General features: G+C 69.6%; 24 protein-coding genes and 1 tRNA gene. 15 read left to right on the plus strand and 10 right to left on the minus strand.

Annotated elements, in window-relative coordinates; all coding sequences use genetic code 11:
- The first annotated feature begins 62 nt into the window (after positions 1 to 62).
- The 3 genes from ACFC96_RS38215 to ACFC96_RS38225 all read left to right on the plus strand — a co-directional run bounded on the left by ACFC96_RS38215 (position 63) and on the right by ACFC96_RS38225 (position 2912).
- On the plus strand, positions 63 to 1400 hold the full coding sequence (locus ACFC96_RS38215) for a gluconate:H+ symporter (protein WP_340458941.1): 1338 nt from the start codon (positions 63 to 65) through the stop codon (positions 1398 to 1400).
- Positions 1401 to 1440: 40 nt separating this feature from the next.
- Complete coding sequence (locus ACFC96_RS38220; RefSeq protein WP_376616828.1) at positions 1441 to 2778, plus strand: enolase C-terminal domain-like protein; 1338 nt, start codon at positions 1441 to 1443, stop codon at positions 2776 to 2778.
- Between the two features lie 60 nt (positions 2779 to 2838).
- Positions 2839 to 2912, plus strand: a tRNA-Met gene (locus ACFC96_RS38225).
- A 224-nt stretch (positions 2913 to 3136) separates the two neighbouring features.
- Here ACFC96_RS38225 and ACFC96_RS38230 read toward each other — a convergent pair.
- The 3 genes from ACFC96_RS38230 to ACFC96_RS38240 form a co-directional block, all read right to left on the minus strand.
- Positions 3137 to 3313 (minus strand): hypothetical protein, encoded by a 177-nt coding sequence (locus ACFC96_RS38230; RefSeq protein ID WP_326771929.1) that lies wholly within the window; start codon positions 3311 to 3313, stop codon positions 3137 to 3139.
- A gap of 170 nt (positions 3314 to 3483) precedes the next feature.
- Positions 3484 to 4299, minus strand: coding sequence for a hypothetical protein (locus tag ACFC96_RS38235; protein WP_376616830.1), 816 nt, complete (start codon positions 4297 to 4299; stop codon positions 3484 to 3486).
- 114 nt (positions 4300 to 4413) lie between these two features.
- Positions 4414 to 4989, minus strand: a complete 576-nt coding sequence (locus ACFC96_RS38240; protein ID WP_376616832.1) for a hypothetical protein — start codon at positions 4987 to 4989, stop codon at positions 4414 to 4416.
- Positions 4990 to 5320: 331 nt separating this feature from the next.
- On the opposite strand from ACFC96_RS38240, the gene ACFC96_RS38245 reads away from it, so the two are divergent.
- Positions 5321 to 5878 (plus strand): HPP family protein, encoded by a 558-nt coding sequence (locus tag ACFC96_RS38245; RefSeq protein ID WP_376260921.1) that lies wholly within the window; start codon positions 5321 to 5323, stop codon positions 5876 to 5878.
- A 108-nt stretch (positions 5879 to 5986) separates the two neighbouring features.
- On the opposite strand, the gene katG is transcribed toward ACFC96_RS38245, so the two are convergent.
- Positions 5987 to 8218, minus strand: a complete 2232-nt coding sequence (gene katG, locus ACFC96_RS38250) for a catalase/peroxidase HPI (RefSeq protein WP_376260923.1) — start codon at positions 8216 to 8218, stop codon at positions 5987 to 5989.
- A gap of 484 nt (positions 8219 to 8702) precedes the next feature.
- Here katG and ACFC96_RS38255 point away from each other — a divergent pair, with 484 nt between their 5' ends.
- Positions 8703 to 9113, plus strand: coding sequence for a Fur family transcriptional regulator (locus ACFC96_RS38255; protein WP_340459862.1), 411 nt, complete (start codon positions 8703 to 8705; stop codon positions 9111 to 9113).
- Here ACFC96_RS38255 and ACFC96_RS38260 read toward each other — a convergent pair.
- Positions 9083 to 9583 carry a hypothetical protein gene (locus tag ACFC96_RS38260; RefSeq protein ID WP_376616834.1) on the minus strand — a complete coding sequence of 167 codons (501 nt, stop codon included), beginning with the start codon at positions 9581 to 9583 and terminating at the stop codon, positions 9083 to 9085. The genes ACFC96_RS38255 and ACFC96_RS38260 overlap by 31 nt on opposite strands.
- 224 nt (positions 9584 to 9807) lie before the next feature.
- On the opposite strand from ACFC96_RS38260, the gene ACFC96_RS38265 reads away from it, so the two are divergent.
- The 3 genes from ACFC96_RS38265 (at position 9808) to ACFC96_RS38275 (ending at position 11878) form a co-directional block, all read left to right on the plus strand.
- Positions 9808 to 10587 (plus strand): SDR family NAD(P)-dependent oxidoreductase, encoded by a 780-nt coding sequence (locus tag ACFC96_RS38265; protein WP_376616836.1) that lies wholly within the window; start codon positions 9808 to 9810, stop codon positions 10585 to 10587.
- Positions 10588 to 10869: 282 nt separating this feature from the next.
- On the plus strand, positions 10870 to 11106 hold the full coding sequence (locus ACFC96_RS38270; RefSeq protein ID WP_340456829.1) for a chaplin: 237 nt from the start codon (positions 10870 to 10872) through the stop codon (positions 11104 to 11106).
- Positions 11107 to 11248: 142 nt separating this feature from the next.
- Positions 11249 to 11878 (plus strand): TetR/AcrR family transcriptional regulator, encoded by a 630-nt coding sequence (locus ACFC96_RS38275; protein WP_376616838.1) that lies wholly within the window; start codon positions 11249 to 11251, stop codon positions 11876 to 11878.
- A 19-nt stretch (positions 11879 to 11897) separates the two neighbouring features.
- On the opposite strand, the gene ACFC96_RS38280 is transcribed toward ACFC96_RS38275, so the two are convergent.
- A complete protein-coding gene (locus ACFC96_RS38280) occupies positions 11898 to 12539 on the minus strand; it encodes a TetR/AcrR family transcriptional regulator (RefSeq protein WP_376616840.1) in 642 nt (213 codons plus the stop codon).
- A gap of 84 nt (positions 12540 to 12623) precedes the next feature.
- On the opposite strand from ACFC96_RS38280, the gene ACFC96_RS38285 reads away from it, so the two are divergent.
- Entirely contained in the window at positions 12624 to 13568 is a 945-nt protein-coding gene (locus ACFC96_RS38285) for an aldo/keto reductase (protein WP_376616842.1), read from the plus strand.
- A gap of 99 nt (positions 13569 to 13667) precedes the next feature.
- Entirely contained in the window at positions 13668 to 14633 is a 966-nt protein-coding gene (locus tag ACFC96_RS38290) for an ankyrin repeat domain-containing protein (protein WP_376260934.1), read from the plus strand.
- 112 nt (positions 14634 to 14745) lie between these two features.
- Here the strand turns inward: ACFC96_RS38290 and ACFC96_RS38295 are convergent, their stop codons facing one another.
- Complete coding sequence (locus ACFC96_RS38295) at positions 14746 to 15558, minus strand: class II aldolase/adducin family protein (protein WP_376260936.1); 813 nt, start codon at positions 15556 to 15558, stop codon at positions 14746 to 14748.
- 225 nt (positions 15559 to 15783) lie between these two features.
- On the opposite strand from ACFC96_RS38295, the gene ACFC96_RS38300 reads away from it, so the two are divergent.
- Positions 15784 to 16401 (plus strand): TetR/AcrR family transcriptional regulator, encoded by a 618-nt coding sequence (locus ACFC96_RS38300; RefSeq protein WP_376616844.1) that lies wholly within the window; start codon positions 15784 to 15786, stop codon positions 16399 to 16401.
- Between the two features lie 112 nt (positions 16402 to 16513).
- Here the strand turns inward: ACFC96_RS38300 and ACFC96_RS38305 are convergent, their stop codons facing one another.
- Entirely contained in the window at positions 16514 to 17614 is a 1101-nt protein-coding gene (locus tag ACFC96_RS38305; RefSeq protein WP_376616846.1) for a haloacid dehalogenase-like hydrolase, read from the minus strand.
- Between the two features lie 192 nt (positions 17615 to 17806).
- Here ACFC96_RS38305 and ACFC96_RS38310 point away from each other — a divergent pair, with 192 nt between their 5' ends.
- Positions 17807 to 18691, plus strand: coding sequence for a class I SAM-dependent methyltransferase (locus ACFC96_RS38310; protein WP_376616889.1), 885 nt, complete (start codon positions 17807 to 17809; stop codon positions 18689 to 18691).
- Between the two features lie 283 nt (positions 18692 to 18974).
- Here the strand turns inward: ACFC96_RS38310 and ACFC96_RS38315 are convergent, their stop codons facing one another.
- Positions 18975 to 19649, minus strand: coding sequence for an SDR family oxidoreductase (locus ACFC96_RS38315; RefSeq protein ID WP_376260942.1), 675 nt, complete (start codon positions 19647 to 19649; stop codon positions 18975 to 18977).
- Between the two features lie 123 nt (positions 19650 to 19772).
- Between ACFC96_RS38315 and ACFC96_RS38320 the strand changes: the two genes are divergently transcribed.
- Positions 19773 to 20333, plus strand: coding sequence for a TetR/AcrR family transcriptional regulator (locus tag ACFC96_RS38320; protein ID WP_376616848.1), 561 nt, complete (start codon positions 19773 to 19775; stop codon positions 20331 to 20333).
- Between the two features lie 24 nt (positions 20334 to 20357).
- Here ACFC96_RS38320 and ACFC96_RS38325 read toward each other — a convergent pair whose 3' ends face one another.
- Entirely contained in the window at positions 20358 to 20822 is a 465-nt protein-coding gene (locus tag ACFC96_RS38325) for a MarR family winged helix-turn-helix transcriptional regulator (protein WP_376616850.1), read from the minus strand.
- Between the two features lie 116 nt (positions 20823 to 20938).
- On the opposite strand from ACFC96_RS38325, the gene ACFC96_RS38330 reads away from it, so the two are divergent.
- Together ACFC96_RS38330 and ACFC96_RS38335 are read left to right on the plus strand one after the other, a co-directional pair.
- Positions 20939 to 21541: a non-oxidative hydroxyarylic acid decarboxylases subunit B gene (locus tag ACFC96_RS38330; RefSeq protein WP_376616851.1), complete on the plus strand. Its 603-nt coding sequence runs from the start codon at positions 20939 to 20941 to the stop codon at positions 21539 to 21541.
- A 49-nt stretch (positions 21542 to 21590) separates the two neighbouring features.
- The gene (locus ACFC96_RS38335) at positions 21591 to 23090 is read left to right on the plus strand and encodes a UbiD family decarboxylase (RefSeq protein WP_376616853.1); all 1500 of its coding nucleotides are present in this window, start codon (positions 21591 to 21593) and stop codon (positions 23088 to 23090) included.
- Positions 23091 to 23115 lie beyond the last annotated feature (25 nt).

The raw sequence follows: 23115 nt of genomic DNA on the forward strand, positions 1-23115 counted from the left end.
CGGCTCCGTACCCGGCCGACCCGCGATCCGCGGTCCAATCCACAGTTCAAAGGGGAACTGACTTGCCTCTCGTCGTAGTGGGAATCAGCGTTCTGATTCTGCTCTTCCTCATGACCAGGCTGAGAATGAACGGGTTCGCCGCCCTCCTCCTCGTGGCGGTCGGCGTCGCCCTGGTGCAGGGGATCCCGGCGGCGACGATCCCGGACGTCCTCTCGGAGGGCATCGGCGGCCAGATCGGCGACACGATGCTGACCATCGGCCTCGGCGCCATGGTCGGCCGCGTCATGGGGGACTCCGGAGCGGCGCAACGCATAGCCAACCGGCTCCTCGACGCCTTCGGGCCGCGCTGGGTGCAGGTGGCCATGGTGGTCACGTCCATGCTCATCGGCGTCACCATGTTCTACGAGGTCGCCTTCATCATCATCGTGCCCATCGCCTTCACCCTCGTGCGGGTCACCGGCGCGAAGCTGCTGTGGGTCGGGCTGCCGATGTCGATCGCCCTGTCCACCATGCACAGCTTCCTCCCGCCTCACCCCGGCCCCACCGCCGTCGCCGCGACCTTCCACGCCTCCGTCGGGCACACCCTGTTCTACGGCCTCTTCATCGCCGTACCGGCCGGAGCGCTCATCGCCCTCGCCTGGCCGCGCCTGCCGTTCGTGAAGGCGATGAACCCGTCCATCCCCAAGGGCCTGGTCAGCGACCGTGAGTTCACCGACGAAGAGATGCCCGGCATGGGCTGGTCGCTGCTCGTGGCCCTCTTCCCGGTGGTCCTGATCGCGGGCGCCGCGGTGATCGACATGGTCACGTCCGGCGACAGCCCGTTGCTGCACGCGGTCGCGTTCATCGGCTCGGCCCCGATCGCGCTCATGCTGACGCTGCTCCTGGCGATCTGGGCGTTCGGGCCGCGCATCGGCCGCAGCCTTACGGAGGTCAGCGCCTCCTGCGCCTCGGCGGCCCAGGCGATGGCGATGATCCTCCTGGTCATCGGCGCCGGCGGCGCCTTCAAGAACGTCCTCGTCGAAGGCGGGATCTCCGACTACATCAAGGACGTCACGGACAGCTGGGCCATCTCTCCCCTCATCTTGGCCTGGCTCATCGCGGTCATCCTGCGCGTGGCTCTCGGCTCGGCGACGGTCGCCGTCGTCACGGCGTCCGGCGTGGTGCTTCCGCTCCTGGCGGGCAGCGGCATCCACCCCGAGATCATGGTTCTCGCCGTCTCCTGCGGGTCGATCGCGTTCTCCCATGTGAACGACCCCGGATTCTGGCTCTTCAAGGAGTACTTCAACCTCTCGGTCATCGAGGCGATCAAGGTCAGGACCACCTACACGACCGTGCTCGCGGTGCTGGGCCTGGGCGGCGTACTCGCCATGGAATGGGCGTTGGACTTCCTGAACCTGTGACACACATCAACCCGCACACCTTCCGACCACAGGAACCGCAATGACCTTGAGCAAGCAGCCGACCGTCACCGCGTTCGCCGTCTATCCGGTCGCAGGCCGGGACTGCATGGAACTGAATCTCTCCGGCGCCCACGGCCCCTACTTCACCCGCAATGTCGTCGTCCTCCAGGACTCGGAGGGCCGCACCGGCCTGGGCGAGGTGCCGGGCGGCGAGAAGATCACCCGGACCCTGCGCGACGCCGAGTCCCTCGTGGTCGGCGCGAAGGTGGGCGACTACAAGCGTGTGCTGCGCGAGATCGGAGCCAGGTTCGCCGACCGCGACGCGGGCGGCCGAGGCGCCCAGACCTTCGACCTGCGCACCACCGTCCACGCCGTCACCGCCGTCGAGTCCGCGATGCTCGACCTCCTGGGCCAGCACCTCGACGTCCCCGTCGCGGCACTCCTCGGTGACGGTCAACAGCGCGACTCCGTCAGGGTGTTGGGCTACCTCTTCTACGTCGGCGACCCCGACCGCACCGACCTGGAATACGTCCGCGAACCCGACTCGGACGTCGACTGGCACCGCGTCCGGCACGAAGAGGCCCTGACACCCGAGGCGATCGTCCGCCAGGCCGAGGCCGCGTACGAACGCTACGGATTCCGCGACTTCAAGCTCAAGGGCGGAGTCCTGGAGGGCGCCGAGGAGGTCAGGGCCGTCCAGGCGCTGAAGGACCGATTCCCCGAGGCCAGGATCACTCTCGACCCCAACGGCGCGTGGTCGCTGCGCGAGGCGATCGAGCTGTGCATGCCGCTGTCCGGGACCCTCGCCTACGCCGAGGACCCCTGCGGTGCCGAAGGCGGCTACTCCGGCCGGGAGATCCTCGCCGAGTTCCGCCGCGCCACGGGCCTGCCGACCGCGACCAACATGATCGCCACGGACTGGCGCCAGCTCACCCACGCCCTGGCGCTCCAGTCGGTCTCCATCCCCCTGGCCGACCCGCACTTCTGGACCATGCAGGGCTCGGTCCGCGTGGCCCAGCTCTGCAACGCGATGGGCCTGACCTGGGGCTGCCACTCCAACAACCACTTCGACATCTCGCTCGCGATGGTCACCCACTGCGGAGCCGCCGCCCCCGGAGAGTACAACGCCCTGGACACGCACTGGATCTGGCAGGAAGGCCTGGAGCGCCTCACCACCGCGCCGCCCCGGATCGTCGACGGTGAGATCGCCGTGCCCGACGCCCCGGGCCTGGGCGTAGAGCTCGACATGGACCGACTTCTCGCGGCGCACGACCTCTACAGGACCAAGGCGCTGGGGGCGCGCGACGACGCCATCGGGATGCGGTATCTCGTCCCGGACTGGCAGTTCGACAGCAAGCGCCCGTGCCTCGTCCGCTAGCGATCGGCGGACACGTGGTCATGGGGACCGGCTGCGATGGCGTACGGTGGTGTCTACCGACGCGGGGTGGAGCAGCTCGGTAGCTCGCTGGGCTCATAACCCAGAGGTCGCAGGTTCAAATCCTGTCCCCGCTACTGATGGACAAGGCCCGGATCCTTCTGGATCCGGGCCTTGCTGTGTCTGCGGTGTGCGCCGCCCGACGCTGCGGGCTGCGTCATGATCGCGATCGGGGCCGCCCCCTTCGTGGTCCTCGGGTTCGTGATGACCCGGTACGACGACCGGAGGGGGCTGCACCGCCTGAGCTGCGGCCGTCCGAGTGACGCCACGGGTGCGCGACCGGCAGGGGCAGGCCCGGGGCTTACGCGGCCTTCACAACCTCGCCACGTACCGCCGCGGACCACTCGATGACGAGAACTTCGTACTCCCGGCGCTGCTCGGCGCTCAACCGGCCACCGCTGCACAGCATCAGGCAGCGAATCTCTTCGTTCAGATCGTCGGCGGACCGCACGGAACCAGGGATCGGAGTGGTGGACATGTGAAGAAGCCTAGAGGGTCGGTGTGACAATCGGCGGCCCCGTGACACGGGGCGTAGGCGGAGAGTCGTCAGGCGGGCGGCTCTGACCTGGGGAATCAGGCGCGGAGTCGACCACTTCGCGGGAAACTGTGACCTTGGCCTCACGTAGTGTCGTGGCCGCCCTGTGTGGCTCAGGACGGTGTGTTGCTGTCCGCGTCGGTGTTGTCGTTGCCGGGTTCGGGACCGGTTGCCGGGGACATGCGGCGGCCGACGATCACAGCCAGGGTGATGACGCCGGTCAGCGACACCGCGAGTCCTCCCAGCCTTGTGATCGCGTCGGAGATCCACCGCCAGGCCTGCGTGACCCACGCGAAGCGGTCGCCGGGCGGGGCTGCCACCTTGACGTGGGCCGTCGTGGGCGGTTGCTCGAGAAGCACGGTGTCGCTGTCCCGGTAGTAGGCGGTCACCGTCACGGACAGGGTGACCGTCCCCGCCTTCTTCGCGCTCACGTCCCACAGCCACGTGGCCTTGTCCGTCTTGGAGATGACGTTCTGGCGCTCGGACGACAGGGGCGTGCACCGCACTTGAGCGCCCGAGCAGTGCAGCCTCACGCCGATCTGCGCGCCCGCGACGGTCGAGGCGTGTGGCTCACCGGGCCCGTGTGAGCTCCAACTGCCCAGAATCTGGGCCCGGAACGGTTGTGGATCGCCGCCGGCCACCAGATGCAGCGACTTCGTGCTGGTGCGGACCAGTTCACCCTTGAAGAGCTGCTGACGAGCCTCGTCGATCTCGTCGACGTAGGTCTTCTGCCCTATGCCTCCGGGGGGTTGGCCGCTGCCCGGGGGGCGGCCGTTCCCGGCTCCGCCGCCGCCGAGGAACAGGAACAGCCCCGAGACCAGAGCGATCAGCACCGCGAGGGCCGTCCACGGGAAGCATCCGGAGCCAAGGCCGCGGGACGGGGCTGATCCCGGCGCGTGCGGCGGTTCGGGCCCCTCGCGTCCGGCCATGGTCTCCCCGCCCCCGTACGTCGATCGCCGCCGAGCCCGCCTCCGCAGACGCCTCCATGGTCACTCAACTCCCGTGTCCGACACTCGCGTTCGGTCAGATCCTTGGTCGTGTCGTCATGGTCGGCCCACGTCGCCGAAGACGTGGACCCGGGGCGCGAAGGCCCGTACGGCCCGTTCGAGGCGTCCGGTGTCCACCTTGCACAGCGCCATGGAACGCGTGGACCCCTTGGTTCCTCTGAAGGACTCGACGAAGGCGGGATCCACGTGTGTCGACAGAAGCGCGTCCAACTCGCGCAGTGCCGGGGACGTGGCTGGTTGCGGCGGCGGGGCGGGCCCCCTTCGGTGACGCACTTCGAGTTCGGAGTGCCGAAACCGTCCCGGCCCCCGCATGCCGTCCCAGAACGTGACGGACACGATCTCCGGCCAGGGAAGGAACTCCGGCCTGCGGAAGATCGGCAGGCCGCCCAGAGTGATGCCTCGGGGGCCGATGTGTACAGCGGTCCGCCGGAGGGCGGCGGCCGGCAGGACCAGGACCACGTAGGGCGTGAAGATCAGCTCGATGTGGTCGTTCCCCGGAGGTTCGGCGCCGGGGACGAATCCCACACCGATGAGCACGGCGAGCGCCAGAGCCAGCCAGGCCGGGGCGGTCCACGTGTAGCGGATCTCGTAGCAGGCTCCGGGTTCGTCCATGGACCGAATGCTCCCGCGCGCCCTGAGACCGTTCAACAAGCTTTCGGTCAGGGTCTGTTCAGGATGAGGCAGGGCTGCCGAGGCTCCGAGACGGTGTGCCCTGCGCGGGGTGACGCCGGGCGCGCCGGACGGATATGCCGGGTGATGGGCCACCCCACGCCCGCCGCCCCGGCTCGGCAGGTAAAATCGCTCCTGGACTGCGCCCGCCCCACCAGGGCAGGCGCAAGGTCAGAACCACTGTTGATCACAGAGGTGTGCTCCGCGCAGCTACGACCGTTCCTTCTCCCGTCGTCCTGCCGGCCGAGAGCCGCCTGCCCCAGAAAACGTCACCGTGAGCACTGATTCCTTGCTGCGCCCGCAGCCGCAGCCCACTCCTGCCCCCGATCAGCCCCGCCGGCGGCGCCGGGTGGGCCGGGCGCCGGCCCGTCCCACCGCGGCAGCGGCCTTCCACAGCGTCAGCGCGGTCACCGCGGTCCTGCTCGGGCTCGTGGCGATCGGGGCGATGATCCATGAGCCGGTCCTGATACCGCCGCTGGCCGCGAGCGCAGCCCTCGTGCACAGCGCGCCGACCCTGCCCCTGGCCCAGCCCCGGAGTCTTGTCCTGGGGCATCTGCTCGGAGCGGGGTCCGGTTACGCGGTCCTCGCGCTGACCGACAGCAACCCGTGGACGGCGGCACTGGCGGGAGGCGTCACTCTCGCCGCGACGATGCTCGCCCGTACCCCGCATTCGGCGGCCTGCGCCACCGCGGTGATCGTCGTGCTCCAGACGCCGGCGCCCGGCCGCTTCGTGCCGCTGCTGTTCGGCTCCACCGTGCTGCTCGTCCTGACCGGCTTCGCGGCCTCTCGTGTACGGCGCGGGGCGCCGAAGTACCCGGCGTACTGGTGGTGACCTCGAGGACGGCGCGGTGCGCGCCGGACCGATCGCAGCCATGACGCGCAGACGCGGAAGTCCGGGCCGGCCCACTGCGGGCCGGCCCGGACTTCGTGTCATGCGTGATCAGGAGAGGTCGAACCGGTCCAGGTTCATGACCTTGTCCCACGCGGAGACGAAGTCCTTCACGAACTTCTCCTTCGCGTCATCGCTCGCGTAGACCTCCGCGACCGCGCGCAGCTCGGAGTTCGACCCGAAGACGAGGTCGGCACGGGTGCCCGTCCAGATGACCTTGCCCGAGGCGTCGCGGCCCTCGAAGGTGTTCGCGTCGCCGGCCGTCGCGCTCCACGTCGTGTCCAGGTCGAGCAGGTTCACGAAGAAGTCGTTGGTCAGCGACCCGGGGGTCGTGGTGAGGACGCCGTGCGTCGACTGCCCGTAGTTCGCGCCGAGGACGCGCAGGCCGCCGACGAGGACCGTCAGCTCGGGGGCGCTCAGGTCGAGCAGGTTCCCCTTGTCGACGAGCAGGTACTCGGCCGGCAGGCGGTTGCCCTTGCCGAGGTAGTTGCGGAACCCGTCCGCGGACGGCTCGAGCGCGGAGAACGACTCCACGTCCGTCTGCTCCTGCGTGGCGTCGGCACGCCCGGGAGCGAAGGGCACCTGGATGTCGAAGCCGGCGTCCTTCGCGGCCTTCTCGACGCCGGCGGCACCGGCGAGCACGATCAGGTCGGCGAGCGAGATCTGCTTGCCACCGGACTGGGCGCTGTCGAAGGTCTCCTTGACGCCTTCCAGCTTGCGCAGCACGGCCGCCAGCTCGTCGGGCTGGTTGACCTCCCAGCCGCTCTGCGGCTGGAGGCGGATGCGCGCGCCGTTCGCGCCGCCCCGCTTGTCGCTGTTACGGAACGACGAGGCCGACGCCCATGCCGTGGACACCAGCTGAGACACCGTCAGGCCCGAGGCCAGGATCTGCGCCTTGAGCGCGGCGACGTCCGAGGAGTCGACGAGCGGGTGGGTCACCGCGGGGAGCGGGTCCTGCCACAGCAGCTCCTCGCTCGGGACCTCCGGACCGAGGTAGCGCACGATCGGGCCCATGTCGCGGTGGGTCAGCTTGAACCACGCGCGGGCGAAGGCGTCCGCGAACTCGGCCGGGTTCTCGTGGAAGCGGCGCGAGATCGGCTCGTACGTCGGGTCGAACCGGAGCGAGAGGTCCGTCGTGAGCATCGTGGGAGCGTGGCTCTTCGACGCGTCGTGGGCGTCGGGTACGGACCCCGCGCCCGCGCCCTCCTTCGGCCGCCACTGGTTCGCGCCTGCGGGGCTCTGGTAGAGCTCCCACTCGTAGCCGAAGAGGATGTCGAAGAAGGTGTTGTCCCAGGTGGTCGGGGTGTTCGTCCAGATCCCCTCGAGACCACTGGTGATCGCGTCGTCACCCTTGCCGGTACCGAACGCGTTCTTCCAGCCGAGGCCCATCTCCTCGATCGCGGCGGCCTCGGGGGCCTCGCCGACGTCCTCCGCGGGGCCCGCGCCATGCGTCTTGCCGAAGGTGTGGCCGCCGGCGATCAGGGCGACCGTCTCCTCGTCGTTCATCGCCATCCGGCGGAACGTCTCGCGGATGTCGCGGGCCGCGGCGAGCGGGTCCGGGTTGCCGTTGGGGCCCTCCGGGTTGACGTAGATGAGGCCCATCTGGACCGCGGCGAGCGGGTTCTCCAGCTCACGGTCACCCGTGTAGCGCTCGTCGCCGAGCCAGGTGGTCTCGGGACCCCAGTAGACGTCGTCGTCGGGCTCCCAGGCGTCGACACGTCCGCCGCCGAAGCCGAAGGTCTCGAAGCCCATCGTCTCCAGGGCGACATTGCCCGTGAGGATCATGAGGTCGGCCCACGACAGGTTCTTGCCGTACTTCTTCTTGACGGGCCACAGCAGACGACGGGCCTTGTCGAGGTTCCCGTTGTCCGGCCAGCTGTTGAGCGGGGCGAAGCGCTGCTGCCCGGTGTCGGCGCCACCGCGGCCGTCGCTGATCCGGTAGGTGCCGGCGCTGTGCCACGCCATACGGATCATGAAGGGGCCGTAGTGGCCGAAGTCGGCGGGCCACCAGTCCTTCGAGGTGGTCAGCACCTCCGCGATGTCCTGCTTGACCTCCGCGAGGTCGAGGGTCTTGAACGCCGCGGCGTAGTCGAACTCCTCGCCGAGCGGGTTGGCGACGGCGGGGTTCTTGGCAAGGATCTTCAGGTTGAGCCGCTGCGGCCACCACTGGCTGTTCGCGCCGTTGCCCTGCGTCGGGTGCGGGGCGCTGCCGTGCACGACCGGGCAGCCTCCTCCGTCCTGTGTTTTCGCGTCTGTGACGATCGCATCTTGGTTCTCAGACATTGGGAATCCTTCCGGACGGGGCGGATCACACTGCTCAGGAACTACGGCGTTGGAACGGGTGGGGCGCGGGCCCCGTGGAGGGCCTCAGCCTCGTCGATCCGGACGGTCGCGGGGATCTGGGCGACCGGAGGGATCGTCTCGATCGGGCGGACCGTGTCGATCGCGAGGCCGTGGTCTTCCGGGACGGGTCGACACTACGTCTCAGAATGAGGCGAAGCGGCATGAATCCGGCCGCGTCGAGCGCGGAGAGGGCCTCTGGCGGCATGAGGAGTGCAACGACCGACGCACGATCGCGCGCCCCTCGGAGGTAAGCAACTTCTGTCTCCTGCCGCACTGGAGTCTTCCTGTCCCTTGGCTATCGCCATAACCGATCCTACGATGGACAGAATCCAAGTCAAGAAGTGCACCAACCGCAATTCCGACGGGACCGGGAGTGCGCCGGTCAACCTCGGGTGTCCCACTGAACCTGAAAAGGTGAACCGATATGAGTGGCCTGCTTGAGCGACTGCGGGGGCGTGGCTGGCGGATGACCTCTCAGCGGCGCGTCGTGGCGGAGGTTCTCGACGGTGATCACGTGCATCTCACGGCCGACGAGGTGCACGCCCGCGCGGTGCGGCGGCTGCCCGAGATCTCCAGAGCGACCGTGTACAACGCGCTGGGCGAGCTGGTGGCGCTGGGCGAGGTCATCGAGGTCTCCACGGACGGCCGTGCGAAGCGCTACGACCCGAACGCGCACCGGCCGCACCAGCACTTGGTGTGCTCCGGCTGCGGAATCATCCGCGACGTCCACCCGACCGGCGACCCGCTCTCCGGCCTCCCGGCGCAGGAGCGGTTCGGCTTCGAGGTGTCCAAGGTCGAGGTGACCTACCGAGGGCTGTGCCCGTCCTGCGTCTGAACCCGGCTGGGTGACGGCCCCGGCGTCCCTCTGGAGCCGGTCCCCGCGTCCGCACCGGTGCCGACGACCGGGCCGGCGGCCGGAACGGGGCCCACCTCGAAGGGGGCGCTGTAGCCGTGTGCGCCCGTGTCCGGGGTCGTGACCTCGACGGTGTAATGAGTGCCGTCCGGCACCGCGGGCACCGCCGTGACCAGCTCACTCGTCGGCTTGCTGCTCGCCTTCGAGGCCAGTTTGAACAGGCGCTGCGTCCCGCCCGAGCCGTCGTCCTGCGCCAGCCAGACGTCGACCTCCTTCCCGGTGTCGTTGCGCCATCCGACGAAGAGACTGCTGTTCACGGGGTGTACGGAGTCGGCGGCCGGAGACGTGACGGTGATCGTGGCGTCAGACGATCCGGAGATCGCCGGGGTCGTCGAACCGACCCAGACGGACAGGGACACGGCGGTGACGGACAGGAGCCTGGTGCGGAGCATGCGACGACCTCGTTCCGGTGGCGGGAGGTACGGCCATACCCCTCCCACTTGTCCTCGGTGGTGAACGGGAGGGCCCGCAAGCTTCACCCCATGGGGTGCCGCTCCGTGCCGCTCCGTGCCGCTCCGATACGCGAATTGCCCGTCCGCCGATGAGTTTCGGCGGACGATGAGTCCTATGGAGCAGCGGGCGCACCCGGCGTCTGCCGGAGGAGAGGACGACGCCCATGCTCATGCACGTGCTGAACGACAAGGTCGCGGTCATCTACGGCGGAGCCGGATCTCTGGGGGCGGGCGTGGCGCGGGCGTACACGGACGCGGGCGCACGGGTCTTCCTCGCGGGCCGCACGGAGGACACCCTGCGGAAGGTCTCGGCAGAGGTGGGCGCGGAGTACGACGTCGTCGACGCCCTGGACGAAGCGGCCGTGGAGTCGCACGCCGACGAGGTGGTCGAGCGGGCCGGCCGGATCGACATCTCCTTCAACCTCGTGCCGCGAGGCGATCTGCAGGGCATCCCGCTCACGGAGATGACCGTCGACGACTACACACGGCCGGTGGTGCAGGGCATCTCCTGCCAGTTCATCACCGCGCGAGCCGCGGCCCGGCGCATGGCCGCCCAGGGCGGGGGAGTGATCCTCTCCCTCGACAGCGGCTCCCGTCACGGCACCCCGATGCTGGGCGGCACCGGCGCCGCGGACGGCGCGACGGACGCGCTGATCCGCCAGCTCGCGCAGGAGCTGGGCCCGTCCGGGGTGCGTGCTCTGGGCATCTGGACCGCCGGCGTCGCGGACACCCTGACGCCGGAGAAGCTGGCCGGGGCCGGCGCACCGGCCATGGACGAGGCGGCGCTGCAGGGGGTACTCGCTCACCTCGACAGCCTGCGCATGACGAAGCGTTCGCCGCGCATCGCGGACATCGCCGCGCTCGCGACCTTCCTCGCGTCCGACGCGGCCTCCTCGATCACGGGTACCTGGATCAACGCGACGGCGGGGATGTTCCCGAGCTGACGGGTCTGCCGGTGCCGACGTGACGGCGGCGTGGCGGCCCGGGAGGCGCAGTGCGCCGGCCCGGAGGCCGGAACCCGGTGACACCGAGCGCACAGGCGTCCGCCTCGTGGCGAAGGTCGCCGACCACACGTGAGGCACCCTCTCCGTCATCGAGATCACCACCCGCCGACGGCATGCCCGGAGGTCTGACGCCACGCCCCTGATGGGTGCAATGAATCGCGCGCGGCGGGTGTGAGGGGTGTTATTGGTCCGGAAGTACCGTCATCTCACTTGAGGAGAAGAATGCGTATCCGGACCCTTATCGCCACCGCCGCCCTGGGTGCTGCCACCGTCCTCGCAGGTGCAGGCGTGGCCAGCGCCGACAACGGGGCGGACGGCGTCGCCGGCAACTCGCCCGGTGTCATCTCCGGCAACGTCATCCAGCTGCCGATCGAAGTTCCGATCAACGCCTGCGGCGACTCCATCAGCGTCATCGGCCTGCTGAACCCCGCTGCCGGCAACGCCTGCGCCAACGACTGATCCGGCACCGGAGCACCGCGGCTGGGCCCGCCCGGGACACTCTGGGCGGGCCTAGTCCCGTACGGGGCCTTCCATGGCGTGGTGACCTGACCGCTGACGCGTAAAATGGACCGGCAGGTCCACAATGGCGGCGAGGGAATCCATGATCACCAGTGGGACGACAACGGTGCGCCTGACCGCGAAAGGTGCCGCGACCCGGCTGCGCATCGTCGAGGGCGCGGCCGCCGAGATCAGGGAGCGGGGCGCAGCCACCACCACGCTCGACGACATCCGCGCCCGCACGGCGACCAGCAAGAGCCAGATCTTCCACTACTTCCCCGGCGGCAAGGACGAACTGCTCCTCGCCGTCGCCGCCCTGGAGGCGGAACGGATCCTGGAGGACCAGCAGCCCCACCTGGACGACCTCGGCCGCCTCGACACCTGGCAGGCGTGGCACGACTGGCGCGACGCCGTCGTCCGGCGTTACGAACGGCAGGGCGTCAACTGCCCCCTGGGTGTGCTGATGACCGAGCTCGGCCGGAGAACGCCCGCCTCGCAGCAGCTGACCGGGCAACTGCTCGCGCAGTGGCAGTCCGCGCTGAGGGACGGGGTGCGGTGCATGCAGGGAAGTGGGCGGATGGACCCCGCGCTGGACGCCGACCGTACGGCGGCCGCCCTGATCGCCGCTGTGCAGGGCGGGGTGACCGTCCTCATGGCCACCGGCAGCATCGCCCATCTGGAGGCGGCGCTGGACACGGCGTTGGAGCTGCTGGGCCGGTTCGACGCGGAGTGACTCACTGGCCCTGTCGTGCCTATGGGCGCGCCTTGGGGCGCACGGCGTCGACGACGAGGTCGAGCAGTCGGCCGGTCTGCTCCGCAGCGTCGCCGGTGGCGGCTGCCGACAGGAACGCACCGAAGACGATCGCGGTGACGTCGTCCGGGTCGACGTCACCGCGGAGCGAACCCGCTGCGGCTCCCGCCGCCAGGATCGTTCCGATGGCCGCCGTGATGCGTTCGCGCGTGGTCGGGGTCGTGATCCGTCCCGAGGCCCAGCCGGCGCGCAGCGTGTCGATCATCCCGCGCTTCGTCGCGGTGAACTTCGCGTAGTGGTCCAGCCAGGCGCGGAGCGCCACATCGGGCGGAAACTCCTCGAGCAGCGCGGGAGCGCTCGTGGTGACGTCGTCGAGCTCGGCCGCGTAGACGGCTTCGACGAGCGCCTCGCGGGTGGGGAAATGGCGGTAGAGCGTGCCGATCCCGACGCCTGCCTCGCGGGCGATGCCCTCCAGTGCGACGGTGCCGTCCGAGGCGGCGAAGGCGGCCCGCGCGACAGCCACGAGGTTCTCGCGGTTGCGTTGCGCATCCGCGCGCAGAGGACGTTCGGGGCGCCCCGCCCCGTCGGCGGCTGGGGGCGTGCCGGCGGATGCGCCGGTGGGCGTCGGTTCCGGCGGAGTCAAAGCGGAGGTCCCTCCGGTAATGGTACGGTCGAGAGAGCGGAGGGTCCTCCGCTTACGCCCATCGTCCCACAGGAGCCACTTCCTATGACGACCGTCGGCACATCCTCTTCCGACACCACGGCCACGGGCGCGGCACGCCCCGGAGGCTCCGGACAGCTCGCGGGCCGCACGGTCTCGCGCGTCGGCTTCGGCGCGATGCAGCTGGAGCGCCTGTGCGACGACCGCGGAGGAGCTCTTGCCCTCCTGCGCCGCGCGATCGAGCTCGGTGTCGACCACGTCGACACCGCCCATTTCTACGGCGACAGCTTCGTCAACGGGCTTCTGCGCGAGGCGCTGCGCCCCGAGGACGGCGTACTCGTCGTGAGCAAGGTCGGTGCCGATCCCGATCCGGGCGGCCGCCTCCCTCTGCGTCCCGCGCAGCGGCCCGAGGAACTCCGGGCGAGCGTCGAGGACAACCTCAAATCCCTGGGTGTCGACCAGGTCCCCGTCGTCAACCTGCGGCGGCTCGACTCCGGACCCGGGCTGCGGGCCGAGGGCGACCAGGTGGTCGACATCGACGACCAGCTCGCGGTCATGACCGCGATGCGCGACGAGGGCATGATCGGCGCGATCGGCCTGAGCAGTGTGACGGCCGAGGGTCTGCGCCGGGCGATCCCGGCGGGCATCGTGTGCGTACAGAACGCGTACAGTCTCGTGGCGCGCGACGACGAGAGCATGGTGGAGATGTGTGCCGCCGAGGGAATCGCCTGGGTGCCGTACTTCCCGCTCGGCGGTGCGTTCCCCGGCATTCCGAAGGTGACCGAGGAGCCCGCGGTCCTGGCTGCCGCGCAGTCCCTCGACAGTACGCCGTCGCAGGTCGGCCTCGCCTGGCTGCTCCAGCACTCCCCGAACACGCTGCTGATCCCCGGCACCGCGGACCCCGGTCATCTCGAGGCCAACATCGCCGCGGGCGCGATCACGCTCGGCGACGCGACGGTCGCCTCGCTCGACGCCGTCCCGTCGCGCTCGACGGACGTACGAATCGGCTGATCGCCCACGGAGGGGCCTGCGTTGTCAGACCCCTCTGCGATGGTGTTCGTACGGGGGCGGTGCGACGGACCGCTCGTGCAGGTACGGGAGGGGCGGACGATGGCACACGTCGACAGCGGCTGGTCGGACGTGAGGTGGGAGGACTGGCAGGACGCCGACAACATCCGGCGGCGTCTCGATCACGGTGCCGATCCCGAAGTGTGGGGCGGGGGCCGGCCGTTGCACCGGGCGGCGGCCTTCGGCTCGCCGGAGGTCGTGGCGGAACTGGCGCGACGCGTACGGGATGTGGACGCGCTCGACGACGGGACGACCGCATTGTGGGAGGCGGTCATGGGGAACAGGCAGGACAACGCACGGGCGTTGGCAGCCGCCGGGGCCGATCCCTGGCGACCCCAGTTCGGCGGTTGGTCGCCCGGCCGGCTGAGCCTGGCCGGACCGGCACCGGATCTGTTCCCGTTGGCCGAGGGCGAACGCGGACTTTCGGAGGCGGAGCAGAAGGTGGCCCGCGAGGGCAGACGCCTCGTCGACGCTCTGGGCACCTTCCACTACGAGGGCACGGGCCTCGCCTGCGTGGCCGGGATCGACGCCGAGGAGGCGATCCGCCGCCTGGAAGCGAAGCCCATGGACAGCGAGGACCTGCAAGAACTGCTGGACGACCCCTACGCTTACGACATGGACGAGAGCCTCCAGGTCATAGGAGTGACGACCGTGCCCGGCGGCTGCGTCGTCACCCAGCCCTGGGGCTATGCGCCCCAGATGCCAGGTGTGATGACCCTGCTGTCCGCCAGTACCCACTGCTACGGCCTGTACGCCAACCCCAAGAGCGGCAATCAGGGCATCATCGCCCGCGACGGGGTCATCGAAGGCTCGGACCTCCACCCGGGCGGCGGACCCGACCACGGCGACACGTCGGAGGAGGTTCTGTTCTCCTACCTCTTTCAGCACAACGCGGTGGCCTACTCCTGCGCCTGGGCGGGCCTGCGACTGACCGACGCGCGCGCCGTCACCGGGCCACCGGACAGATGGGTCGAACTGCCGCGGCGTGACTACTGGACGTACTCGTGACCGCGTAGGTGTCCGTCACGCTCCACCGCGAGCAGGCGCGGCTCCGTGGGCGGTGATCGCCGCGCACCGAGCCGCGCCGCACCGCCGGTGAGCCCAGGGCTGGCCGGAGCCGTCAGTCGAAGAGGTCCGGCTGCTCCTCGATGATCTGGTCCCACAGCGGCCGGAGCTGGAACCACCCCGACAGCGGGCTGCCGATCTGCTCCCGTACCTGGAGTGCCGTGTCCCGGTCGATGGGGTACGGCGTGCCGGCCGCCATGGCCAGGAGCTGCGCCTGGCAGGACCGCTCCATCGTGATGAACCACCAGGCGGCCTCGGCCACACTCTGACCGACCGTCAGCAAGCCGTGGTTCGCGAGAATGACGGCCTTGTGCGGGCCGAGCGCCTCACCGATCCGCCGGCCCTCCTCGGTGTCGTTGACGACTCCGCGGAAGTCCTCGTAGAGCCCGTGGTCCTCGAAGAAGGCACAGGCGTCCTGGGTGAGCGGATCGAGCCGCCGGCGGAGCGTGGAGAACGCCTTGCCGTGGACGGAGTGGGCGTGGGCCGCGGCGACTGCGTCCTCGCGGGCCTTGTGCACTTCGGAGTGGATGCAGAAGGCGGCTCGGTTGACGGGGTGGCTGCCCTCGACGACGTTGCCGTCGTGGTCGACGAGGACGAGGTCGGAGACCTTGATCTGAGTGAAACTCATACCGAAGGGGTTCACCCAGAACCACCGCGGGTTCTCCGGGTCCCGCGCGGTGATGTGTCCCGCCACGCCCTCCGAGAACCCGAACTTGCCGAACAGCCGGAAGGCCGCGGCCAGTTCCTGCTTGCGGTGCAGCCTCTCCTGCTCCACCGAATCGAAGGTGGGCGGGAGCATCGCCTTGAACCCCGGCGGTACCGGCCCGATGCCGGTGGGGGGCGGTGTTGTCGCGGCGAACGTGTCCATCGATTGCCTCCTCGTGAGCGCCGAACGACACCAGGTGTGCGTGCGGCGCTGAACCGGACAAGGGGTGGGGGCACCCGTATGCGATACAGCACCGTATGGGATACAGACATGTATCCGATACGGTGCTGTATCGTGGTGCGGGTCACATCGGGGTGTCAACGGGCGGGGAGAAACGCGTTGCCGAAGGGGCCTACAAGGCGTCGCCCGCAGACGACGGCGCGACTGTTGGAAGCGGCGCAGGAGACGTTCGCCGAGCGCGGCTTCTACGGAACCTCGATCGAGATGATCAGTGAGCGGGCGGGGCTCACGCGCGGGGCGTTCTACTCCAACTTCCGCAACAAGGAAGAGCTTTTCTTCGCCCTGTTCGACCTGCACGCCCGAAGCGTCGTCGACCGCCTGACACAGGCCGTCGCGGACCTCGAGGACTCGGACGACCCCGTGCGGGCGGTGCTCGCGAGAACGGGCACCGTCGACGCGGCCGAGCGCCGCTGGTACCTGCTGTCCACCGAGTTCACCCTGCACGCCATCAGGCACCCCGAGACGGCGCGCCTCCTCGCGGAGCGCGACCGCGGACTGCGCGAGGAGATCGCCGGCATACTGGCCCGCCTCTTCGCCAGTATCGGCCGCAGCCCCACGATCGACCTGGACTCCCTGGCCCGCCTCACGACAGCCGTCCACGAAGGGTCCCTGGCCCAAAGCCTCGTGGAACCGGACCAGTTGGCACCCGAGGAACTGGCCGTCACCTTCCTGCCCCTCCTGATCGACGCGGTCTCGCAGCCCGCGCCGCCGGGGGCGGCCGCACCACACGAACGGCCGCGCCCGAGCCGGCCGCGCCCGAAATAGCTGGGCCGAGACAGTAAGGCGGGAAAGTCAGGCCGGGACAACAAGGCAGAGAGGGCCGGGACCGAAATGGCCACGCTCCTCACGGAACGCGGCCACGCGGACATCGCCGGTGTCAGTGGATCTGTTCCGGCGTCACCGTCAGCCACCGCTTGTCCGCAGTCACCTTCTGGCCCAGCTCCTTCTGGCGCTGCGCGCCCGCGGCCTTCATGCCGTTGATCTCCTTCATGTATTTGTCCTTGCGGTTGACCCACACGCGCACGCCGCCGTGCTCCACGTCCGTCGACCGCAGCAGCATCGGACCGTCGCTCTTCGGGGTGTCGCCCGCGGCCAGGACGGGCTTCTGCCAGGCGTCGATGTACGTGCTGATCGCGGCGGGCTTGCCCTCGTACCAGGTGGCCGGTGCCCAGAGAGTGGGCGTCAGTTCGTGGTCGGCGAGCTTCGCCCGGTCGTAGTGGCCGGCGGCGATCTCCTTGCGGGAGCTGGTCACCTCACCGGTCCTGCGGTCCTTGAGGAGGGTGGAGACTCCGAGTACGTTCTCGGGCCGGACACCGTAGCCGTACTTGGGGTCGGCGAGCACCATCCGTACGAGGTCCTCGCTCGCGGCGCTCACCACGTACACCTTGATGCCGTGCTTGCTCAACGTGCGGTAGAGCTCCTGCATGCCCGTCGAGAACTGCGGCGGCTTCACCCCGCCGGGCAGCGGCTTGTCGTAGGCCAGCAACTCGTCGATGTATCCCTTGAGTTGCTTCAGCGTGAACCCGGAGAAGATCTGCGCGGCCCACGGGTACGAGACCTGGTCGTCGATGTCGCACAGGCGGGCGTAGTACTCGGTCAGCGTTTCCTTGTGCGTGGCCGTGTCCTTGAAAGGAATGATCTTCAAGGACGGGTCCATGGTGTCGCGGGTCAGGACGCCCTTCATCTCCAGGAAGGGGAGCAGGGACTCTTCCAGGTCGTTGCGGTACGTGGTGTTGTCCGCGTCGAAGACCGCGTACGCGCCCTGGTGGTCATGCGCGGCGATGACCTCGGCCAGCTTCGTCGCGGCGGGCTCCGGCCAGTGCTTGAGCTCCGCTGCCACGGCACGCTGCTGAGCGCCGTCCGCCGCCGCCGTGGCCTCGGTGTCCGGCCAGAGGGCGCCCCCGGCGACCACTGCGCCGGTGAGGGCGCCCGCCACGCCGAGGGGGACGAGCTTCTTGCGCATCGGGTGTCTGTTCACGGCGCGCAATGCTAGGGCGAAGCGCACGGATCACCCATGATCGAAATCATGGCGTGGGGACTCGGGTTGCGGGTAGGTGCGATGTCGACGTCTGGGACTGGGAGTTGGCGCACCAGCCTCCACCGGACCCAGTCGTGGAATCATCGGGCCGCCGGACACATGCGGGAACTCTTCGAGGGGCGGCGGGCGGAAATGGACACGGGCTGGGAGTGGGACGACAGCCTGTTCGAGGGGACCGCTCGTTACTACCGGCGCGGGCGGCTGCCGTACGCCCCCGGGCTGGCGGGCACGCTCGCCGAGGTTCTGAAGCTTGACGGGCGAGGGCGGCTCCTCGATGTCGGATGCGGACCGGGCGTCATCGCGCTGAGCCTGGCGCAGCTGTTCAGCGAGATGGTCGGAGTGGACCCGGACCGCGGGATGGTCGCCGAAGCCGCGCGTGAAGCCGCCGACCAGGGTGTGGCGGGGAAGGCGCGGTGGGTCCGGGCCCGGGCCGAGGATCTGCCGGCGGGGCTCGGCACCTTCGACGTCGTGACCTTCGCCCAGTCCTTCCACTGGATGGATCGCGATCTGGTCGCCGTGACCGTCAAGGACATGCTCAAGACCGGCGGCGCGCTCGTGCACATCTCGGATCTGAAGAAGGACACGGAGGCGGAGACAGGAACGGGTGTGGGTGCGGGTACGGAGGCGCGCATCCTCGGGGGGCCGCCCCCTCCGGCGGCGCCCTGGCCGGCCGTCGACGAGCTGGTGAAGGAGTATCTCGGGCCGGTCCGTCGGGCGGGCCGGAGCGTTCTCCCGCACGGCACGCCGGGTGGAGAGGAGGCGGTGTTCACCCGGGCGGGATTCGTCGGTCCGCAGCGCCATGTCGTGCCCGGCGGACAGCCGCTGGAACGCACCGTGGACGATCTGGTCGCCGGGGTGTTCTCGATGTCGTTCTCGGCGCCGCACCTCTTCGGCACGCGCCGCGACGCATTCGAGACGGATCTGCGGCGACTCCTGAGTGATGCTTCCCCGTCGGGCCGGTTCTCCGAGCGTCAGCCGAGCACGGAGATCTTCATCTGGCGCAACGACCCCCGCTGAGTGCGTTGTGCGTGGACCGACTCCCGTGCATCCCGTATCCGAATCGCCGGACATCTCGATCAGGGGCGGACGTCGTGATCCGGGCGCCAGTCCATCGGGACGGCGAGGACCTGTCTCGGTCCGACCGGAACCCGGGCTCCGTGCACTTGCTCGCGAGGGGCACGCGCCCTCTCCGTGGCCGCAAGCGTGATCGGAACAGGCAGGACGGCGCTGTCAACACGGCCTGTGCGAAGGGCATGTGGATGTCGGCCACCGTCGGGGGACAGTCGGCCTCAAGCCGCGTTCACGCGCCGGCCAGACCTCGCTTGACCTGTCGTGTGACGTCGTCGGCGAGGATTTCGGGGAGGCCGTCCGCCACGGCGTCGAGAGCCTGTGCTGCCACGTCCGCGGGGTCGACCTTCTGGTCGGCGGGGACACGGGCGGCCATGTCGGTGTCCATGTACGCCACGTGCAGGGCGGTGACCGTGATGCCTCGGGGTGCCAGCTCCTCACGCACGGCGTTCGTCTGTGCCCAGGTGGCGGCCTTCGTCGCCGCGTAGGACCCGAGGCCGGCCGGGTGCAGCCAGGACAGTGCGGAGAGCACGTTCAGCACCGCGCCTCCGCCGTTCCCCTCGATGACCGGGGCGAACTCCCGCGTCAGAGCGAGCGGTCCGAAGAAGTTCGTCTCCAGCTCGCGACGTACCGCGTCCAGTTCGCCGGTGACGAGAGTCGTGCCGGTGGAGATCCCGGCGTTGTTCACGAGCAGTGTCGCGTCGGATGCGACGCGGGCCGCGGCCCGGACCGACTCTTCGTCGGTCACGTCCAGGCGGAGCGGGGTGACGCCCGCGAGGTCCACGGTCTCGGGGCGCCGCGCCGCCGCGTACACCTTCGCTCCGCGCTGCACGAGCTGGTCGGCCAAGTGGCGGCCCAGCCCTCGGTTGGCCCCGGTGACGACTGCTACCGCGCCTTTGAGTTCCATGTCCGCTCCCAGTGGTTCGGGGGCCCGGGATTCGGGTCCGCCCAGTAGATTACGTACATAATCTAAACCGGGTCTAGGATAGATGGCAACTGACATCCAAAGGTGAGTACGGGGAGGTGGCCGATGGGCCGCGTATCGCAGGCGCAAGCGCTGGAGAACCGCCGGCGTGTCGTGGAGAACGCCTCCCGGCTGTTCCGGGAGCAGGGGACGCACGTCAGCGTCGCCGAGCTCATGAAGGCGTCCGGTCTGACCCACGGTGGTTTCTACAAGCAGTTCGCCTCGAAGGAGGCGCTCGTCGACGAAGCCACCGCCCACGCGTTCGACGAGCTCACGCGGCGTCGCGCGGCCGGCCTCGAGCAGAGCGACGGGCGGCGCGATGCGGCGCAGCAGGCGCTGATCGACGGCTATCTCTCCGTCGCGCACCGCGACAACTCGGCGGACGGCTGTCCCGCCGCCGCCCTCGCCTCCGACATGGCTCGTGGGTCGGGCGACCGTGAGGCCCGCCGCGTGTACAGCGAGGGGGTCGGTGACTTCGCCGACTGGCTCGCCACCGACGATCAGGACGGTGTGGCCCGGCTGTGCACGATGGTCGGCGCACTCGTCCTGGCCCGCGCCACCAGGGAATTCCCGCTCTCCGAGGAGATCCTCACTGCCGCGCGGGAAGCTCTGACATCGTCCGATTGACGGGACTGCCGGGGCGCCGCCTGGCTACTGCTTCGCCCCCTCGACGACGCGCCGCATGAGGCTGAGGAACTGGTCTCGCTCGACGGGGTTGAAGTGGGCCAGCATCTCGTCGCTGATGCCGACGACGGCGGGGGCGAGTGTCGTGGCCAGCTCGCGGCCGGCTTCGGTGATGGTGACGAGTTTGCGCCGCCGGTCCTTGTCGTCCTTCGTGATCGCCACCAGGCCTCGGTGCTTGAGGCGCTCCAGCATCGGTGCCGCGGTCGACTTGTCGAGGCTGGCGAGGGCGCCTAGCGTGCCCTGATCCATGGGTCCGTGGGTCCGGAGCAGGCCCAGGACGGTGAACTGGGGGCCGGTCAGGTCCTGGTGGACCTGCTCGTGCCACAGGCGGGTGTGGATCTGGCCGAGCTGGCGCGCCAGGGGGCCGAGCCCGTCGAGCGCGGCGTGCAGGGTGGCGGAGGTGCCGTCGGCCGGTGTGCCGGTTCCGTTCATCGCTCTGCGCTGCCCTTTCGGAATTGATCAGGACGTACACGTACTATACCTTCGACGCAGTAGGACGTGTACGTCCTTGTTTGCCGCGGGGGTTGACGTGAGACGGAGGTGGCGACGTGAAGCTCGTCGTCGCGATGACAGGAGCGACCGGCGCGCCCTTCGGCATACGGCTTCTGGAGGTGCTGCGTGAACTGGGTGTGGAGACGCACCTGATCGTGAGCCGATGGGCCCGGGCGACCCTGACCCAGGAGACCGGGCTCAGCGTGCGCGAGGTGCAGGCGATGGCGTCGGTGTGCCACAGCCCCGACGACCAGGGAGCGTCGATCTCCAGCGGGTCCTTCCGCGTGGACGGCATGGTCGTCGTGCCGTGCAGCATGAAGACGCTCGCAGCCGTTCGGACCGGTTACGGCGACGGCCTGATCGGGCGTGCGGCGGACGTGATGCTCAAGGAGAGGCGGCGCCTCGTCCTGGTGGCGCGTGAGACCCCGCTGTCGGCCGTGCATCTGGAGAACATGCTCGAGTTGACCCGCATGGGCGCCACGGTCATGCCGCCGGTGCCCGCGTTCTACAACCACCCCGCCTCCGTCGCGGACCTCGTCGACCACATCGTGGCGCGCGTCCTCGACCAGTTCGGCCTGGACATGCCCGTGGCCGAGCGATGGCAGGGCCTGCGGGTGGCCGCACCCGGCGGACCTGTCCGGGACGTCAAGGGTGCCTGAGGGCGCCCATTCGTCCGGCCGAATTCATTCATCCAGAAAGGGATGTGCCATGACTCAGCACGGCAGCGCGCTCAACTTCCGTGATTTTGTCCAGGAGTTGCTCGACTCGGGAGACGCGGTCGACATCCAGGAGCCGGTCAGCCCCACTCTCGAAGCCGGTGCCATCACCCGTCGCGTCTACGAAACACGCAGCGCCGCCCCGCTGTTCGGCAACCTCACCGAGGGAGACGCGGGATTCAGGATCCTCGGAGCGCCCGCCGGCCTGAGCCCGCTGAAGGATGCAGCCTACGGTCGGATCGCCACGCACTTCGGACTGCCGCGCGACACCGCACCCCGCGCCCTGCTGGAACACCTCGTCTCCGCCATGCACACCGACCCCCTCGTCCCACGCGTCGTGGAAACAGGCCCCTGCAAGGAGAACGTGGTGCGCGGAAGCGAGGTCGACCTCCGCAGTTTCCCGGTTCCGCTGCTCCACGAACAGGACGGCGGCCGCTACCTCGGCACATACGGCTTCCACGTGGTGCGCACGCCGGACGGGGCGTGGACGAGCTGGTCGGTCGCCCGCACCATGCTCAACACCCGTGACACCCTGGTCGGCCCGGCCATGCCGCAGCAGCACATCGGAATGATCCACCAGATGTGGCGGGAGAAGGGCGAGCGCACCCCCTGGGCGATGGTGCTCGGCGCCCCGCCCGCCGCGCTCGCCGCCGCGGGCATGCCGCTGCCCGCCGGGGTCGACGAGGACGGCTACGTCGGCGCGCTGACCGGCAGCCCGGTGGAGGTGGTCCGTACCGAGACCAACGGCCTCTACGTACCGGCCAACGCCGAGATCGTTCTGGAAGGCTGGATCAGCCACGACGAGACCGCGCCCGAAGGACCGATGGGGGAGTACCACGGGTACTCCTTCACCGGCAGCAAGCCGCAGCCCGTCTTCCACGTCGAGGCGGTGACCCACCGGAACAAGGCCATCCTCCCTGTGTGCGTGGCCGGTCTGCCGCCGGAGGAGAACCACACCATCTGGGGCACGATGATCTCGGCCACGTCCCTCGATGTCCTGCGTTCCGCCGGTCTGCCGGTGTCCATGGCCTGGTGCTCGTACGAGGCCGCGACCTGCTGGATCGCCGTCTCGGTCGACACGCGGCGCCTTGCGGAGACAGGGATGGGGGAGAAGGAGCTGGCGGACGCGGTGGCCGGGGTTCTCTTCGGCTCGCACACGGGATGGCTGGTGCCCAAGGTGGTGCTCGTCGCGGACGACATCGACATCACCGACATCGACCAGCTGGTGTGGGCCATGGCCACCCGCTACCACCCGGGCACGGGCGAGTACGTCTACCCGCAGGCGCCGGGTATCCCGATGGTCCCGTACCTCACCGAGGAAGAGGTGCGCACGGGCAGGGGCGGCAAGTCCGTCATGAGCTGTCTGCTGCCCGGGCAGTTCGAGGGCCGGGCCGTGGGCGTCACGGCCTCGTTCGCGCACTCGTTCCCCGACGACGTGCGACAGCGGGTGATCGGGAACTGGGCCACCTACGGCTACCCGGACCTGAGTTGAGTGACGGCGGGCGGCCCCGCACCCT

The organism is Streptomyces sp. NPDC055955 (assembly GCF_042270245.1).
Classification (GTDB): Bacteria; Actinomycetota; Actinomycetes; order Streptomycetales; family Streptomycetaceae; genus Streptomyces.

Coding starts and splice junctions, on each gene's coding strand:
- ACFC96_RS38220 (WP_376616828.1), top strand. CDS start 1,441: ATGACCTTGAGCAAGCAGCCGACCGTCACCGCGTTCGCCGTCTATCCG.
- ACFC96_RS38230 (WP_326771929.1), bottom strand. CDS start 3,313: ATGTCCACCACTCCGATCCCTGGTTCCGTGCGGTCCGCCGACGATCTG.
- ACFC96_RS38235 (WP_376616830.1), bottom strand. CDS start 4,299: ATGGCCGGACGCGAGGGGCCCGAACCGCCGCACGCGCCGGGATCAGCC.
- ACFC96_RS38240 (WP_376616832.1), bottom strand. CDS start 4,989: ATGGACGAACCCGGAGCCTGCTACGAGATCCGCTACACGTGGACCGCC.
- katG (WP_376260923.1), bottom strand. CDS start 8,218: ATGTCTGAGAACCAAGATGCGATCGTCACAGACGCGAAAACACAGGAC.
- ACFC96_RS38255 (WP_340459862.1), top strand. CDS start 8,703: ATGAGTGGCCTGCTTGAGCGACTGCGGGGGCGTGGCTGGCGGATGACC.
- ACFC96_RS38260 (WP_376616834.1), bottom strand. CDS start 9,583: ATGCTCCGCACCAGGCTCCTGTCCGTCACCGCCGTGTCCCTGTCCGTC.
- ACFC96_RS38265 (WP_376616836.1), top strand. CDS start 9,808: ATGCTCATGCACGTGCTGAACGACAAGGTCGCGGTCATCTACGGCGGA.
- ACFC96_RS38270 (WP_340456829.1), top strand. CDS start 10,870: ATGCGTATCCGGACCCTTATCGCCACCGCCGCCCTGGGTGCTGCCACC.
- ACFC96_RS38275 (WP_376616838.1), top strand. CDS start 11,249: ATGATCACCAGTGGGACGACAACGGTGCGCCTGACCGCGAAAGGTGCC.
- ACFC96_RS38285 (WP_376616842.1), top strand. CDS start 12,624: ATGACGACCGTCGGCACATCCTCTTCCGACACCACGGCCACGGGCGCG.
- ACFC96_RS38290 (WP_376260934.1), top strand. CDS start 13,668: ATGGCACACGTCGACAGCGGCTGGTCGGACGTGAGGTGGGAGGACTGG.
- ACFC96_RS38295 (WP_376260936.1), bottom strand. CDS start 15,558: ATGGACACGTTCGCCGCGACAACACCGCCCCCCACCGGCATCGGGCCG.
- ACFC96_RS38310 (WP_376616889.1), top strand. CDS start 17,807: ATGGACACGGGCTGGGAGTGGGACGACAGCCTGTTCGAGGGGACCGCT.
- ACFC96_RS38315 (WP_376260942.1), bottom strand. CDS start 19,649: ATGGAACTCAAAGGCGCGGTAGCAGTCGTCACCGGGGCCAACCGAGGG.
- ACFC96_RS38320 (WP_376616848.1), top strand. CDS start 19,773: ATGGGCCGCGTATCGCAGGCGCAAGCGCTGGAGAACCGCCGGCGTGTC.
- ACFC96_RS38325 (WP_376616850.1), bottom strand. CDS start 20,822: ATGAACGGAACCGGCACACCGGCCGACGGCACCTCCGCCACCCTGCAC.
- ACFC96_RS38335 (WP_376616853.1), top strand. CDS start 21,591: ATGACTCAGCACGGCAGCGCGCTCAACTTCCGTGATTTTGTCCAGGAG.